Annotated in this window: 16 protein-coding genes; all 16 read right to left on the bottom strand. The window is 44.3% G+C overall.

Features of this window, described 5'->3' with window-relative positions; genetic code table 11:
- Positions 1 to 108: 108 nt before the first annotated feature.
- Positions 109 to 1,218 (bottom strand): sporulation integral membrane protein YtvI, encoded by a 1,110-nt coding sequence (gene ytvI, locus DOT_RS19110; protein WP_009622346.1) that lies wholly within the window; start codon positions 1,216 to 1,218, stop codon positions 109 to 111.
- A gap of 10 nt (positions 1,219 to 1,228) precedes the next feature.
- A complete protein-coding gene (locus DOT_RS19115) occupies positions 1,229 to 2,011 on the bottom strand; it encodes a phosphatidate cytidylyltransferase (protein ID WP_009622348.1) in 783 nt (260 codons plus the stop codon).
- A gap of 10 nt (positions 2,012 to 2,021) precedes the next feature.
- Positions 2,022 to 2,789, bottom strand: coding sequence for an isoprenyl transferase (locus DOT_RS19120; RefSeq protein WP_139024252.1), 768 nt, complete (start codon positions 2,787 to 2,789; stop codon positions 2,022 to 2,024).
- Between the two features lie 181 nt (positions 2,790 to 2,970).
- Positions 2,971 to 3,174 carry a hypothetical protein gene (locus DOT_RS19125; RefSeq protein ID WP_009622352.1) on the bottom strand — a complete coding sequence of 68 codons (204 nt, stop codon included), beginning with the start codon at positions 3,172 to 3,174 and terminating at the stop codon, positions 2,971 to 2,973.
- A complete protein-coding gene (frr, locus tag DOT_RS19130) occupies positions 3,171 to 3,728 on the bottom strand; it encodes a ribosome recycling factor (RefSeq protein WP_009622354.1) in 558 nt (185 codons plus the stop codon). Before frr ends, DOT_RS19125 begins: the two co-directional genes overlap by 4 nt.
- The gene (pyrH, locus tag DOT_RS19135) at positions 3,725 to 4,450 is read right to left on the bottom strand and encodes a UMP kinase (protein WP_009622356.1); all 726 of its coding nucleotides are present in this window, start codon (positions 4,448 to 4,450) and stop codon (positions 3,725 to 3,727) included. Before pyrH ends, frr begins: the two co-directional genes overlap by 4 nt.
- Positions 4,451 to 4,554: 104 nt before the next feature.
- Positions 4,555 to 5,208 (bottom strand): translation elongation factor Ts, encoded by a 654-nt coding sequence (tsf, locus tag DOT_RS19140; protein ID WP_009622358.1) that lies wholly within the window; start codon positions 5,206 to 5,208, stop codon positions 4,555 to 4,557.
- A gap of 241 nt (positions 5,209 to 5,449) precedes the next feature.
- Positions 5,450 to 6,175, bottom strand: coding sequence for a 30S ribosomal protein S2 (rpsB, locus tag DOT_RS19145; protein WP_009622360.1), 726 nt, complete (start codon positions 6,173 to 6,175; stop codon positions 5,450 to 5,452).
- A gap of 157 nt (positions 6,176 to 6,332) precedes the next feature.
- The gene (locus DOT_RS19150; protein WP_009622361.1) at positions 6,333 to 6,791 is read right to left on the bottom strand and encodes a hypothetical protein; all 459 of its coding nucleotides are present in this window, start codon (positions 6,789 to 6,791) and stop codon (positions 6,333 to 6,335) included.
- Between the two features lie 95 nt (positions 6,792 to 6,886).
- Positions 6,887 to 7,684: a GTP-sensing pleiotropic transcriptional regulator CodY gene (gene codY, locus DOT_RS19155; RefSeq protein ID WP_009622363.1), complete on the bottom strand. Its 798-nt coding sequence runs from the start codon at positions 7,682 to 7,684 to the stop codon at positions 6,887 to 6,889.
- A 61-nt stretch (positions 7,685 to 7,745) separates the two neighbouring features.
- Positions 7,746 to 9,131, bottom strand: coding sequence for an ATP-dependent protease ATPase subunit HslU (gene hslU, locus DOT_RS19160; RefSeq protein ID WP_040412937.1), 1,386 nt, complete (start codon positions 9,129 to 9,131; stop codon positions 7,746 to 7,748).
- 11 nt (positions 9,132 to 9,142) lie between these two features.
- Positions 9,143 to 9,673 (bottom strand): ATP-dependent protease subunit HslV, encoded by a 531-nt coding sequence (gene hslV / locus DOT_RS19165; RefSeq protein ID WP_009622369.1) that lies wholly within the window; start codon positions 9,671 to 9,673, stop codon positions 9,143 to 9,145.
- Positions 9,674 to 9,760: 87 nt separating this feature from the next.
- A complete protein-coding gene (xerA, locus tag DOT_RS19170) occupies positions 9,761 to 10,672 on the bottom strand; it encodes a site-specific tyrosine recombinase/integron integrase (RefSeq protein ID WP_009622371.1) in 912 nt (303 codons plus the stop codon).
- Positions 10,673 to 10,676: 4 nt separating this feature from the next.
- Positions 10,677 to 11,996 (bottom strand): methylenetetrahydrofolate--tRNA-(uracil(54)-C(5))-methyltransferase (FADH(2)-oxidizing) TrmFO, encoded by a 1,320-nt coding sequence (gene trmFO / locus DOT_RS19175; RefSeq protein ID WP_009622373.1) that lies wholly within the window; start codon positions 11,994 to 11,996, stop codon positions 10,677 to 10,679.
- A gap of 45 nt (positions 11,997 to 12,041) precedes the next feature.
- On the bottom strand, positions 12,042 to 14,132 hold the full coding sequence (gene topA, locus DOT_RS19180; RefSeq protein ID WP_009622375.1) for a type I DNA topoisomerase: 2,091 nt from the start codon (positions 14,130 to 14,132) through the stop codon (positions 12,042 to 12,044).
- A gap of 215 nt (positions 14,133 to 14,347) precedes the next feature.
- Positions 14,348 to 15,466, bottom strand: coding sequence for a DNA-processing protein DprA (dprA, locus tag DOT_RS19185; RefSeq protein ID WP_009622376.1), 1,119 nt, complete (start codon positions 15,464 to 15,466; stop codon positions 14,348 to 14,350).
- Positions 15,467 to 15,574 lie beyond the last annotated feature (108 nt).

A 15,574-nucleotide genomic window follows, 5' to 3' on the forward strand; every position in this document is an offset into this window, starting at 1 on the left:
TGTTGATCCTAATAAAGTCAGTGTTTTCAACGTAAATCATCTCTTCCTGTACTTATAAGTTTGTATCCATCCAACTGATAAAACTAGTTATCATTGAAAAAAACTATTTTAGTTTTTAGGAGGCCCAAAAACACCTGCTTTGCGTAAGGCTTCATAACTTATCACTAGCCCGGGTCCAACAATAAGACCTACAACCCCTCCAAGCAATTGGAGGCCGACGTACATCGAAATGAGGGTTGGCAGCGGATGGAGCCCAATTCCTTTAGCCATGATTCTAGGCTCCAGAAACTGACGTACGACAACAGTAATAAACCACATCACTAACAGCTTTAGCCCTTCTCCAAACGATCCTAAGATTAGTAACCCGATGATCCAAGGTACAAACAAAATGCCTGTACCAACAATCGGCACCAAATCTAAAAATCCAGCCAGCACCCCGAGTGTAACTGCATAACGATTGCCAATGAGCAACAGACCGACGATTGTCGTAAGCGCCGTCACGGATACTAAAATAGCTTGAGCCCGTATATATCCCACGACCGCTGCTCCCAAACCCTCACTAATTGCCTGAGCACTGACGTGCCAACGACGGGGAAAAATGTCAGAAATAAACTGTTTTACATTTGGATAACTTGAGCTCATAAGCAATGTCGCAACCAGGGACACGATGAGGACAATAAATACACGAGGTAACGCCGCCAGAAACCCCAGCAAAAACACACTCCCCGATTTAGCCCACTCTTGCAGGGTTCTAGCCAAGGTCTCTGTCGAAGTAAACAGAGTGCTTTGAATTTGAGGATTAAGCTTTACGAATTTTTCAACTGAGTCTACTTGCTTCGTTGCTAAATCCACAACATAGCCATAATTAGGCAACGTAATCGCCAACTCTGATAACTCTGTATAAAGGCGGGCCACAATCAAAAAAACAAAAAGACTCAATACTGCAATAGCCAAACTGAGCGTAAGTACCGCCGCATACGTCCGACGAATGCGTATGGATCTCATCAGACGCACAACAAGCGGTTCAAGTAAAAAGGCCAAAAGGAGAGCAATAATAAACGGTAAAAAGGCGCTAAACGTTTTTCCAATGACCTCGCCAAAAACAGGCAAGAATTCTTGGAAGAAATATGTAAAGACTTTCAACAGGACAAGCGCGCTTGTAACCACTGCAAGCCTATTGATACTTGCCCATAGAGGATGGTTATGGTTGAAGCTCAACTCTTTCACCTCACGATAATAGGATTACGCCGTAATATACCAACGGAAGTGCGAAGATAAGACTATCGAACCGATCCAAGACCCCCCCATGCCCCGGAATAAGCTTTCCAGAATCTTTTACCCCTGCGCTTCTTTTCAAGGCTGACTCGAACAAATCACCTACTTGAGCACTGATTCCAACAACCCCACCCAATACTATATACGTAATCCAGGAAGCGCCGCCAATTAAATGCCAAAACACTAAAGCCACCGTAATACAAAATACGAGTCCTCCAAAAGAACCTTCTAAAGTTTTCTTTGGACTAACCTGAGGTGCTAAAAGATGACGTCCGAATTGTCTCCCTATAAGGTATGCACCTATATCCGTAGCCCATACCATCAGAATCGTAAGAAAAGTCCACTCCATTCCTCTCGGAAGTTGCCGAAGCAAATAAATATGCGATAACAAAACCACTGCATACAAGACCGATAACAAATTAAAGTTTGCTTCTAATAATGGCGTCTTCGGAAAAGTCAAGGCAAGCCGTCCAAGCCCAATGAGAAGCCAGAAAACAAGAACCAGCATCATCCATTGTTGACCACCGACAAACAGATTGATCAGCCAAACAACCGTGACCACCATCGTTAGTTTATACCAAACGCGCATACCCATATGCTCACCAATTTGCAAAAATTCCCGCAACGATAATAAGGTTAACACAGCAACCAGAAAAGCTGTATATGGCCCACCTAAATATATTAGTCCCAAAAAAATTGGAGCACCAATCAATGCACTAATTGTTCTTATAAACATGTGCTACTCCTCAATTTGTATGTATTCCTCCGAAACGGCGATCCCGTTTCTGGTACACTTCAATCGCATCCAGTAAAGCCTTTTGGCCAAAATCTGGCCAGAGCTCCTCGACAACGACAATTTCTGTATAAGCAAGCTGCCAGAGTAAGAAGTTGCTTAACCTCATTTCTCCTGAGGTCCGAATAAGTAAATCCGGATCAGGAAGCCCACTTGTAAAGAGCGCTTTACTAAATCGTTCCTCATCAATTTCTTCAATACGTTGCTTGCCACTAATGACATCTTTACTCAGTTTTTTAACGGCATCTAAAATTTCAGATCGACCACCATAATTTAAGGCCAGGTTGAGAATGAGTCCTGTATTATTTTGAGTTTTCTCCATCGCGTGCTCTAATTCATGCTGCGCCTCACGAGGAAGGTCATTAATTTTCCCTATTGCTCGAATCACAACATTGTTTTGGTGAAGCTCCGCGAGTTCCTTTTTCAGATATTCTGTGAGCAATTTCATGAGAACTCCTACTTCATCTTTAGGCCTTCGCCAGTTCTCTGTAGAAAACGCATAAACTGTCAAGACTTCAATTTCCAGCTTAGAACAGGTCTTAACAATTTTACGTAAGGCCTCAACACCTGCCCGATGCCCCATTGAACGAGGAAGTGCTCGTTTCTGAGCCCATCGCCCATTACCATCCATAATAATGGCGATATGACGAGGCAGGCGGTCCCTAGCAACCTGGTTCAATGATTCCGCATTATTTTGTTTCCAAGGTTTGAACCACATCATCCCACCCCCTACTCGATGTTCGTAGTTCGATATTCGTTGTTCGAAATTCAAACTACAAGCTTCGGACTACGAATCACGAACCTTGAAAAGACCCCTATTTGATATTCGTAATTCGTACTTTCGTGGTTCTTAATTTGAGTATTGAACCACGAACTACGAATATCGAACAACGAGTAGGGGTCTAAGGCTGCCTAAGCGAAAATTTTTCATGCGCTAAAACGATGTCCAGGCGGTCATCAAATTCTCTGACGCGGACAACTCGGATGCTTCCCCACGCTTCCATTTTACCATGAGGGCGCGTAATTTGGAAAGCGTAAGGTTTACCCGAACGTTCAACTTCAATTTTAACTTCATTCCAGTCTCGGCCGAGCCAAGCATCCATCATACTTCGGTGATTTCGCTTTCCTTTGTTTCCATCACATGTTCAATTTCTTTGATAATCTTATCGGTCATCTTCTGAACATCTTCTTGAGCCCGCTTGATGTCATCTTCGGAGGCCTCGTGGTCTTTCTCCAGTTTCTTAAGCTTATCATTCACATCGCGGCGTACGTTACGGACCGCAACACGAGCTTCTTCCGCCTCTTTTTTCACTTTTTTCACCAATTCCGCACGTCGCTGTGCTGTGAGTTGGGGAATGATGAGACGAATCACCGTGCCATCACTTGACGGATTTAGCCCCAAATCTGATTTCATAATTGCTTTCTCAATGGCAGGAAGAACAGACTTATCCCAAGACTGGATCACTAACATTCTTGGTTCGGGTGTAGAGATATTCGCCAGCTGGTTTATGGGCGTTGGAGTTCCATAGTATTCGACCATAACCTTGTCCAAGACACTAGGATTCGCACGGCCCGCGCGGATCGTGGCGTATTCTCTACGTAACGCGTCAACCCCTTTATGCATCCGTTCTTCCGCGTCTTTAATCACCTCAGAGATCATTGACTATCCCTCCCAACATATGTTCCAATAGATTCACCCATGATAACACGATGAATATTACCCTCATTCGTGAGGTCAAACACTATAACTGGGATATCATTATCCATACAAAGTGAGGTCGCAGTAGAATCCATCACTCCCAAACCTTTACTCAGCACATCCAGATAACTCAATCGATCAAATCTCTTAGCTTGAGGATTCTTGAGCGGATCGGAATCATAGACTCCATCCACTCGTTTGGCCATTAAAATGACATCTGCCTCAATTTCAGCTGCTCTCAAAGCAGCTGTCGTATCGGTCGAGAAGTATGGATTACCTGTTCCAGCCGCAAAAATCACAATGCGTCCTTTTTCCATATGACGAATGGCTCGACGACGAATATAGGGCTCAGCAACTTGCCGCATTTCTATTGCAGATAAGACGCGAGTATCTGAACCAGCTTTTTCCAAGGCATCCTGTAAAGCCAAGGCATTCATCACTGTCGCTAACATACCCATGTAATCAGCTGTTGCCCGATCCATACCTTGAGCACTACCAGCAATGCCGCGCCATAAGTTTCCGCCACCAACGACTAGGCAAACTTCAACCCCCAGACTTCGAATTTCGGCCACTTGCTGCGCTACAGTAACTAGCATGTCATGTTGTAGCCCAAAGCCTTGAGAACCAGCAAGTGCTTCCCCGCTTATCTTAAGGACAACTCGTTCATACCGTGGTTTTTCCATGGATTAACCTCCATTAAACTAATTCTATGCCTAGAGAGCGAAACCTCTCACATTCGAAAAAGAGAACACCAGGGTGTTCTCTAAATAGATTGTCTAGGTTTGACTTATCGATTTACTTCTTTCATAACATCGGCAGCAAAATCATCTTGTCGTTTCTCAATTCCTGCACCAAGCTCATAACGAGTAAAGCGGCGAATAACAATACGTTCACCAATTATGGCCGTTTTGTCAAGAACTAAGTCGTGAATGCTCTTGTCAGGATCTTTGACAAAAGGCTGTTCCATTAAACAAACTTCTTTGTAAAATTTCTCAATTCTACCTTCAACCATTTTCTCGATGATTTTCTCCGGTTTACCTTCATTAAGAGCTTGCGCTTTCAAAATATCTCTCTCATGTTGGAGCACTTCTGCTGGAACATCTTCTTTGGTCAGATATTGTGGGTTCGCTGCTGCAATATGCAAGCCAAGATCGCGAACTAATACTTTAAATTCATCTCCACGAGCCACAAAGTCTGTCTCACAGTTTACTTCGAGCAATACACCAATTCGTCCTCCACCATGGATATAGGACTCAACCGTTCCCTCTGCTGCAACACGACCTTCTTTTTTTGCGGCGGCTGCAAGTCCTTTCTCCCGTAGAAAATCACAAGCCTTTTCTGTATCACCATTACACTCGACAAGTGCTTTTTTGCAATCCATCATACCAGCACCAGTACGTTCCCTGAGCATTTTAATTTGAGCTGAGCTTACGTCTGCCATACTTACCCCTCCTATAATTCGATGCACGATGCTCGAGGCACGATGCACGATAAGTAAAATTAGTGGAGCTATAGTTCGATGTACTATGCTCGATGCGCTATATTCGACACAATTTGCGATATTTTATGCCTCGCACGTATAGAGGCCCGAGGCGCGATATTCGAACCTCGAACCTTCATTAAAAACTATATTCACGAAGCACTATGCGTGGTAATCGAACCTCGTGCTTCGCATATCGATTTTATCCTTCGGCTACTTCCCCAGATTCCTCAACCTCATCTAGGTTGCCTTGTTGCCCTTCAATAATAGCATCAGCCATTTTCGCAGTAAGCAATTTGACAGCACGAATTGCATCATCGTTAGCTGGAATAACAACATCAATTTCATCCGGATCGCAGTTTGTATCAACAATTGCTACAATTGGAATATGCAAACGACGTGCTTCTGCAACCGCAATACGTTCTTTACGTGGATCTACGATAAACAACGCGTCCGGAAGCTTTTTCATGTTCTTGATGCCACCTAAGAAGCGCTCCAGCTTTTCCATCTCATGACGAAGCGCGGAAACCTCTTTCTTGGTAAGCACTTCAAATACGCCTTCTGCCTCCATCCGTTCCAAAACACGCAAACGGTCGACTCGTTTTTGGATCGTTTGGAAGTTTGTCAGCATACCACCGAGCCAACGCTCGTTCACAAAATACATACCGCAACGTTCAGCTTCATCTTTGACAGATTCTTGGGCTTGCTTCTTAGTACCTACAAACAACATGGTACCGCCTTCAGTAGCAAGGTTCCGAACAAAGTTAAAAGCTTCATCAACTTTCTTTACGGTTTTTTGGAGATCGATAATGTAGATTCCATTCCGCTCCGTAAAAATATAACGAGCCATTTTCGGATTCCAGCGGCGCGTTTGGTGTCCGAAGTGAACACCTGCTTCTAATAATTGTTTCATCGAAATTACTGCCATTGTGTTTAAAACCTCTTTCTTGTTTGTTTTTTTCCTCCGCAAGTTCATCTCAAAACGCCCCCTGCCTCCCGACAGGGAACTGGCGCTATAATCCCATTGCGTGTGTCATTAAATCACACTGATTACAGAATAGCACATTCTACAATTCATTGCAAACCTATTTATTCAAGCCCACATAACTCTGAAGGTTGGAACGCAAGCCGTACCTCTGAATAAAATTTTCCAAGTCACTCATAAGTTCGGGAAAGGGGAAATAGAATTCGCTCACGTAATAAAACTCATCATTCGTACGAATCTGAGCAACTTCCTGCCCTTTTCCATCGAAATAGAACGCAACTCTTCGAATATCCTTTGGTTCTAAGATGTGCTCCCCAAGCAACGATTGAAAGACAATTTGCCCCTCTTCTATTTGCACATGTTTACTTTTGCCAATAACCCACAAGGCTAGGATTCCCAGCCCGGAAACAACATAGATTCCGATAAGCACCCTTAGTTCCATGATCGGCAGCTTTCTAAGGAAATGCACACTACCCATAATAAGGGGATAGAGGATCAGAAACATGAGGCCTGGCACGATAAGCGGTCTCAGTTGGTAAACGTAATCATGTTCATCCATGAAATTACCCTCCGATACAGCGGTCTGAAAACAGAGGCCAGGAATCAGAAGGGGAATACCCTGTTCTGACTCATCTGGCTTCTGACCCCTGACTTCTATTTAGTGTGTTTGATATGTTTATCAAGTTCGTCCAGCAAATAATCGTTAAGAACTCGGATATAAGTTCCTTTCATGCCTAACGACTTGGATTCAATCACACCGGCCGATTCAAACTTGCGCAGTGCATTAACTATGACAGAACGAGTAATCCCCACTCGATCAGCAATCTTGCTGGCTACCAACAGTCCTTCTCCGCCCCCCAATTCGGCAAAGATATGCTCTACTGCCTCTAGTTCAGAGTACGATAGGGTTCCTACAGCAATTTGGACTGCCGCCTTTTTACGAGCTTCTTCTTCTGCGCGTTCCGCCTTTACCCGCAGAATTTCCATTCCTACAACCGTCGCCCCGTATTCGGCAAGCACAAGATCGTCTTCATTAAACTCTACGTCGTATTTAGCTAACACGAGCGTCCCAACTCGTTCGCCTCCACCTAAAACCGGTACAACGGTAGTAAGTTTATTCGTGAAATGACATCGTTCATTAGAATTAAACACACAGCCATTGGCAACCTGACAAGTATTCGTTAAAGTCTCGGTGACTTTCATCAGACCTTCATTATAGCTTTCAGGAAAGCGTTCCGATCTCCTTGCAATTTCCTCCATTGTTCCACAAACAAAATGGTCCATAAAACTATACCCAAGAATTTTCCCTCGTCGTCCCACAATATAGCAGTTGGCAAGCACAGCCTGCTGGAGAACTTTAGCCATTTCCTCAAAATCAACCGGATTTCCAGCAGCACGCTGGATCAACTTATTAATGGTTCTCGTTTTTTCTAACAATGTTGCTTTGTCCATAAGTTTTAGTTATCCTCCTTAAACTTGCTTCATGAGTTATATTATTACTTCAACCATCTATCTACAGGATATAGCGCGCCAAATCTTGATTTTGAACCACATTACCCAAACGATGCTGAACATATTCGCGATTTATTGTGACAGTGTAATCATCAGGCAGTTCAGAAGCTTCAAACGATAATTCTTCCAGTACTTTTTCGACAATCGTATGCAGTCGTCGAGCCCCAATATTTTCAGTGGAAGAATTCACTTTGTAGGCGACCTCTGCTAATTCATCAATAGCATTCTCTGTAAAATCTACCTTTATTCCTTCAGTTCCCAATAAAGCGCTGTACTGTTTAATTAACGACGATTGAGGTTCTGTAAGAATACGTTTGAAATCAGCTACACTTAACGATTCAAGTTCCACACGAATAGGGAATCTTCCCTGCAGTTCGGGAATGAGGTCGGAGGGCTTGCTGAGATGAAAAGCTCCCGCAGCAATAAACAGGATGTGATCGGTTTTGACCGGTCCATACTTCGTGACGACGGTAGAACCCTCAACGATCGGGAGAATGTCACGTTGTACTCCTCCCCTGGAAACGTCTGAGCTACCCGCGTTTTCGCGTCCTGCAATTTTATCGATTTCATCTAAGAAAACAATTCCCTCATGTTCAGTTCTCCGGATGGCATCTTGAACCGCTTCATCTTGGTCAATCAAGTTTTGAGTTTCTTCATTGATCAAGATTTTCCGTGCCTCGCGTACGGTTACTTTTCGTTTTTTGTGCCGCTTAGGGAGCATCCCAGACATCATATCCTGAATATTCAAGCCCATCTCCATCATGTTGTTGTTACCTAACATATCGGAAAGTGGTGTATTTTCTTCAACAGATATCTCAATAACATGCTCTTCTAGTCCCCCCAGACGCAAACGGTCCGCCACTATCTTGCGCTCTTGTTCAATTTCCGGAGTCACGTCAATTTTCTTTTCTTGCTCTGACCCCTGCCCGAACAACATCTGAAAAGGATTACTTGATGAACTCTCCGAGCGTTTTTCTGGAACCAATAACTCAACCAAGCGTTTCTCGGCATTGATCGCCGCCTGCGCCTGAACCTTATCTGCGCGCTCTACCTTCACCATGCGCAAAGCAATTTCGACCAAATCACGAATAATGGCTTCCACGTCTCGGCCCACATAACCAACTTCAGTAAACTTCGTGGCTTCAATCTTAATGAATGGGGCGCGAACAAGCTTTGCCAACCTCCGGGCAATCTCCGTCTTCCCAACGCCCGTCGGACCAATCATCAAAATGTTTTTCGGTATAATTTCTTCTTGCAATTGCTCTGTTAAACAAGAACGTCGATAACGATTACGCAAAGCAACTGCAACAGCACGTTTTGCCGCATCTTGTCCTACAATGTAGCGGTCCAATTCACGGACAATTTCGCGTGGAGTCAAGCTGTCCATAGTTTCACCCCCTATAACGTTTCTACAATGATCTGCTCATTAGTATAAACACAAATTGAAGCAGCTACAAGCATAGCTTCACGTACAATTTCCGCAGTAGGCAAATCTGTATGTTTTGCCAAGGCACGAGCAGCAGCTAAAGCATAGTTTCCACCGGATCCGATTGCGGCAATTCCATCGTCGGGTTCAATGACTTCACCTGAACCCGATAAAATCAAAAGGTTTTGGGCATCCGCAACCAAAAGTAGTGCTTCAAGGTTTCTTAGCATTTTGTCGGTTCGCCATTCCTTAGCAAGCTCCACCGCCGCGCGCTGAAGATTCCCATGATACTCCTCCAGTTTTTGTTCAAACTTATCAAAAAGCGTAAACGCATCCGCAACGGATCCCGCAAACCCTGCAATCACTTTTTCATGAAACAAACGACGGACTTTCCGGGCTGTATGTTTCATTACGGTTGCCTGACCAAAGGTCACTTGACCGTCCCCTGCTATGGCTACGTGTTCCCCTTTTTTAACTGCGACTATAGTCGTTGCATGAAACATGATTAACCCTCCCTAATGAAGTTTACTCGTGCATTTTCGGCGTGTCAAGTCAATTGTAGGCAATTTACCCCTTTTTGTGAAAATTTACTATTTTTCTGGCATACGTAAGTCCTTCGCTCGAGGATGAGATTGAGTATAGACGTCTTTAAGGCGTTCACGAGTTAGATGCGTATAGATTTGAGTAGATGAAAGTTTCTGATGCCCCAGTAACTCTTGGACACTTCGCAAATCAGCTCCACCATCCAACAGATGAGTGGCAAATGAATGACGGAGCATATGTGGATTCACATGTTGTTCCAGGCTAATCTTGGCGACCAATTTGTCTAAAACTCTCCGGACCGACCTATCTGATAGACGCGTTCCTTGATAATTAAGCAAAAGAGCCTGATTGTCATCTGAACGCAATCCCAGATAAACCCTAATTGCCTGAATTGCATAGTTGGTTACCGGGACCACCCTCTCCTTGCTCCCTTTCCCGAGGACCCTGATTAGCCCGCTTTCCAGATCAAGATCCTCTCGATTTAAGCCAATGAGTTCACTGACCCTTAGCCCAGAGCCATAGAGCAACTCCATAATTACTTGATCGCGTGAACCCAATAGATTTGTACCATCGGGAGCCTTTAACAGCACCTTTACCTGATCTAGATATAGAAAATGCGGGAGTTTACGTCCTAATTTTGGACTTGCTACCCGCTGTACCGGATTTATTAAAAGGATTTCTTTACGACATAGAAATTTGAAAAACGACCTTAGCGCAGCAAGCTTACGCGCCATGCTTTTTCTAGCCAATCCATGTTCTGCTAAAACACCTAGGAAACTGCGAACAATATAGACATCGATCATATCCACCATGAGTGATTCTGGTTCCAACCCCTGTTCGAGTGCGGCAAAACGGAAAAATTGACCTAGATCAGTCTGATAAGCAATAACGGTATGCTCTGATCGGTTTTGAGAAGATTGATAACCTGCAAATAAGCTTAACGCTTCATCGACCAGCACTTGCTTACCTCCCTAAATCCTCCCGCCCACAGAACTCCTCAAGAAAAGCCAAAGCGCGTTCAGAAATTTGTGCATTTTTTTCGCGCTTGTCCCGTATTCTTTTGGACAAAGGCGGGAGCAATCCAAAGTTTATGTTCATCGGTTGAAAACTCTGACTAGGAGAACCCTCCAAATGACGAGCTAACCCCCCCAACGTCGTTTCTGCTGGGAAAACGAGGCCATCTCTCTGATTCAACCGCCGCCAAGCGTTAAGGCCTGCTAGAAGCCCGCTCGCTGCAGATTCAACATATCCTTCAACCCCAGTCATTTGACCGGCAAAGAAAATTGTTGGCTTTGTCTTTAGACTAAAATCTGCTTTAAGTACCTTAGGGGCGTTGAGAAAAGTATTTCTATGCATCACTCCATAACGCACGAACTCAGCATTTTCCAAGCCGGGAATTAACGAAAACACCCGTTTTTGTTCCCCCCATTTTAAATGAGTTTGAAAACCTACTAAATTAAAAAGTGTTCCCGCTTGATTTTCCTTACGAAGCTGTACAACGGCGTGAGATTTCCGCCCTGTTCGAGGATCCAACAGTCCAACTGGTTTTAAGGGACCAAACGTCAGAGTCTGGGGACCACGCTTGGCCATCACTTCAACAGGCAGACAGCCTTCAAAAACCTTCCCCTGTTCAAAGCCTTGAACTTCAGCTGTCTCTGCCTCTATCAACGCGTTATAAAACGAGTCGTACTCGTCCTTAGTCATAGGACAGTTTAGATAATCTGCTTCTCCCTTGTCGTAACGTGAAGCCCAAAAAGCCTTGTCTAAATCAATTGATTCAAGCGTGACAATCGGGGCAGCCGCATCGTAAAAGGAAAGTGCTTCTTCTCCGGTTAACCTCCGGATATCTGCCGCTAAATCATCGGAAGTCAAAGGACCGCTCGCCACCACAGTGATTCCTTCTTGCGGTATTTGATGCACTTCCTCCCGATGAACATGTACGTTGGGATGATGTTCTAATCGCTCTGTAATCTCACTCGAAAATAGTTCTCGATCGACTGCCAAAGCCCCACCCGCGGAAACAGCATTATGATCTGCTGCCCCCATAATGAAGGACCCTAAACGGCGCATTTCTTCTTTTAATAGCCCCACAGCGTTCTCTAAACCAGCCCCTCGTAACGAGTTGCTGCAAACTAGTTCTGCAAACTGGTCGGTTTGATGTGCGGGAGTCGTTTTATGCGGACGCATTTCATATAGGTCGACTCTTACCCCGCGCTCAGCCAGCTGCCAAGCGGCCTCTGAACCTGCGAGACCTGCTCCGATAATAGTTATAGATTGCTGCATGTGTCCATTCTCTCCTTATCTCAATAGAATCCGTTCAGCCAAAATCTAGCTTTCTTCAATCATTTTTGTATAACGGCATTCCGGATTTGTACATACATATTTTTTTTGTCGTTTTGAAGATTTAATCACCATTAACTGCTGACACTCTGGGCATGGTTCAGGAGCTGGCATTTCCCAAGATACAAAATCACAATCTGGATATGCACTGCAGCCGTAAAATTTACGCCCCTTTTTTGAGCGACGGATCACAAGTGGTTTCGTGCATTTTGGGCAATTCGCACCCACTTCTTCAAGCAGTGGTTTTGTATTTCGACAGTCTGGAAATCCAGGACACGCTAAAAATTTACCATAACGTCCCATCTTGATCACCATATTCCGTCCACATAGGTCACAAATTTCTTCGGAGACTTGATCCTCAATTTTAACCTTGCCAATCTGCTCTTCAGCATAGGCTAAGGTCACTGAGAATGGCGTGTAATAGTCTTTAACCACAGACTTCCACGGTGCGCTACCTTCCTCAATTAGATCAAGCTTCTCTTCCAAGTTAGCCGTGAACTCCAAATTTAAAATATCCGGAAAATATTCTTTAAGTAAGGTTATCACGATGTCTCCAAGTTCTGTAGGAAGGAGTTGTTTCTCCTCTTTAACTACATAACCTCGAGTTTGAATTGTTTCAATAGTTGGTGCATATGTACTCGGTCTTCCAATACCTTCTTCCTCCATTTTACGAACGAGAGAGGCTTCCGTAAATCGAGGCGGCGGTTCAGTGAAATGTTGTTTCTCTTGAATTTTGACAAGCTTAAGTATTTCTCCCGGAGAAACTGAAAGTGTCAATGAATTCTGTTCCTCATCAACAGTCTCCTCATCATCTTTTCCTTCTTCATACACAGCTAAAAATCCAGAAAAACGGACCGTCGTGGCATTCGCCCGAAATAAGTAGTCACCCACCACGACATCGACCGTCAAGGTATCCGTGATTGCTACACTCATCTGACTCGCAATAAAGCGCTCCCAAATCAACCGATATAATCGTAACTGATCTCGTGACAAAATACCCTTTAACAAATCCGGAGTCCGTAAGGGCAGTGTCGGGCGGATCGCTTCATGCGCTTCCTGCGCTCGCCCTTTATTTGCGAATTGGCGAGGTTCAGGAGGATAATAATCGTTCCCATAGTGTGACAGAATCCATTCTTTAGCCTCATCCTGGGCAGTTTCGGCAATCTTGACCGAATCTGTACGCATGTAAGTGATTAAACCGACGGTTCCTTCTTTACCTAGGTCAAGACCCTCATACAATTGCTGTGCTAACATCATCGTGCGCTTCGGCGAAAAACTCAATTTGCGATGGGCTTCTTGCTGCAAGCTACTTGTTATGAAGGGCGGTGCAGGGAGCTTTTTCTTTTCTTTCGTACGGACATCGGAAACATGAAAATCTTTCCCAGCGATATCTCCTAGAATGATTTCCATTTCCGCTTTCGAGGAAATAGCAACTTTTTGCCCAGATTTCTTTAACATCTTGGCCAAAAATTTTCCTCCGGCCGCTTGAAGATTAGCTGTTACACTCCAATACTCTTCCGAAACAAAAGCCCTAATTTGCTCTTCTCGATCGTCAATTAAGCGTACAGCTACGGATTGAACTCGGCCTGCGCTTAACCCTTTCTTAATTTTCCGCCAGAGCAAAGGGCTTAACTGATAACCGACTAAACGATCCAAAACTCGACGGGCTTGCTGGGCATCCACCCGATCCATATCAATCTGTCGAGGATGCTTTATAGCCGCCTGTATTGCCCCTTTGGTAATCTCATGAAATTCAATTCGATTCTTATCACCCGAGTTAAGTCTCAACAAATGGGAAAGATGCCAAGCTATAGCTTCTCCCTCACGGTCTGGGTCAGAAGCCAAGAACACTTTATCTGCCCCTTTAGCCGCTGCTCGTAAATCTTTGATTAAATCTCCTCGCCCGCGAATCGCAATATATTTTGGTTCGAAGTCGTGTTCTAAGTCAACACCCAATTGACTTTTCGGCAGATCCCGTAGATGCCCCATTGAAGCTTTAACCGTGTAACGGCTTCCCAGAAATTTACTGATTGACTTCGCCTTGGCGGGCGACTCTACAATTACTAGCGTTTTAGACATAAATTCACCTCAAATAAACTTAAAGACACACTTACTCGAAGTTCGAGGCGCGATGCGCGAAGTTCGAACTCGAATTATTAAAGAAGACCAAGAGTTAAGGATAAAGTTTGTATCATTCCTGATATTACACTTATTTCCAATTTCAATTATTCTAAGCATATTGGTTGAACGTTGGTAAAACTAAGCCCTATCTTAACGTCTTTTTCATAGTATGTCTAGCACTCTCGGGCTAATACATAATGTTGACCTGGTAATTGTGTGACTTTTCCTCCTAATTGCAGTTCCAATAAGGCCAGTGAAAGGATAGACACTGGCAATGTTGAATGGATAGCAATTTGATCAATATGCAGAGGGACATCACTTAACCGCTGTAGAATTGACAGATGATCCAATTCGGCAGGATGCACCGTTTCTTTAGGTAAAAGTTCTTTGTTAAATGAAATTTGGGTCGCATATTTGGACCATGCCGGTAGCTCATTACAAATATCTTCGATCCTTTCCACTATTTTTGCTCCCTGACGTATTAAATGATGAGGCCCCCGGCTCACCGGACTAAAGATCGGCCCTGGGACTGCAAATACTTCTCGTCCTTGTTCCAAAGCAAAATCAACTGTGATCAAAGCTCCGCTTCTTTCCGCTGCTTCCACGACCACAACCCCATAAGAACACCCGCTAATCAATCGATTACGCGCAGGAAAATGCAACGCATTCGGTGGAGTACCGGGCGTAAACTCACTAATTAAAGCGCCTTTTTCTAAAATATCTTCAGCTAGGCGCTGGTTTTCCAAAGGATAAATTCGGTCAAGACCACAGCCAAGAAAAGCCCAAGTCGTCCCCTGACTGTCGAGAGCGCCTTGATGAGCAGCAGTATCAATCCCTCTGGCGAGACCACTGGCAATGACAATCCCTTTAGCTGCAGCGTCACGCGCCAAGACTCGTGCTGCAGATTTACCATAAGTGGTCGCTTGGCGTGAGCCTACAAAAGCTAACACCTCTGCATCACCTCGAAGATGCCCCCGATAATAGAGCAGAGGGGGTGCCCCCGCCAGCTCAAGTAATAGATGGGGATAATTACTTTCATCCGGCGTGATCAGCATAATTCCCTGTTGACTCAGTGCCGTTCCAATCTCCCGAGGTTCAATGTCTTTTCTTACCTTTAAAATTTCTCTAATCCATTTTTCCTGATTAGCAACTTGAAGATAGCTGCTTTGTGGAGCCTCCCATGCTTTTACTGCACTACCGAAGTGAGCAATAAGCTGCCGTAAATGTTGACTTCCAACACCTTTAATCGTGCGGAAAGCCGCTCGAATAATCTTTTCCTTTTCTATCCCCATGCATATGCCCTCCCTTGCCCTCCTTTTCGGGACAAAAGGATGCATCTCCTGCGTAGAGAATTGTCGAATATTCTTGTTTTAGGTGAAATAGTGCAGTATCGGGAAAAA

This window comes from Desulfosporosinus sp. OT (assembly GCF_000224515.1).
Classification (GTDB): Bacteria; Bacillota; Desulfitobacteriia; order Desulfitobacteriales; family Desulfitobacteriaceae; genus Desulfosporosinus.